The following is a 429-nucleotide window of genomic DNA, read 5'->3' as shown; positions in this document are numbered from 1 at the left end:
CGTTGCCCACGGTGGCGTGGTGAATCTGGCCGAGGCGATGCGTCCGGTGCTGGGGATGGACGCGGGTGTGGTGGCGTTGCAGTTCGCGTCGTTCAGTTTTGACGCGGCCGTGCTCGATGTCGCGGTCACTCTCGCTGCTGGCGGGACTTTGGCGGTGGCGAGTGCGGAGGAGCGTAAGGATCCGCAGGCGCTGGCGGAGATGGTGGGCCGGTGTGGGGTGCGGGTGGCGAGTGTGGTGCCGTCGTTGTTGGGGGTGCTGGATCCGGACGCCGTCCCGGGTGTGAGCAATTGGGTGTTGGGTGCGGAGCGGTTGAGTGCGGAGTTGGCTGGTCGGTGGTCGGTGGGTGCGCGGGTGTGGAACACCTACGGGCCGACCGAGGCCACCGTCATCACCACCGCCACCGCCATGCCCCTCGATCCCGGGCTGGG

Annotated in this window: 1 protein-coding gene; it reads left to right on the top strand. The window is 69.0% G+C overall.

Annotation, left to right across the window (positions count from 1 at the left end; genetic code table 11):
• Window positions 1-19: 19 nt before the first annotated feature.
• A partial coding sequence (locus NP777_RS47265; protein ID WP_256656382.1) for an AMP-binding protein occupies window positions 20-429 on the top strand: 410 nt, incomplete at its 3' end.

The organism is Streptomyces rugosispiralis, assembly GCF_024505145.1.
Taxonomy (GTDB): Bacteria; Actinomycetota; Actinomycetes; order Streptomycetales; family Streptomycetaceae; genus Streptomyces; species Streptomyces rugosispiralis.
The sequence above is the reverse complement of the archived record's forward strand: the minus strand, read 5'-3'. Positions and strand labels throughout refer to the sequence as shown.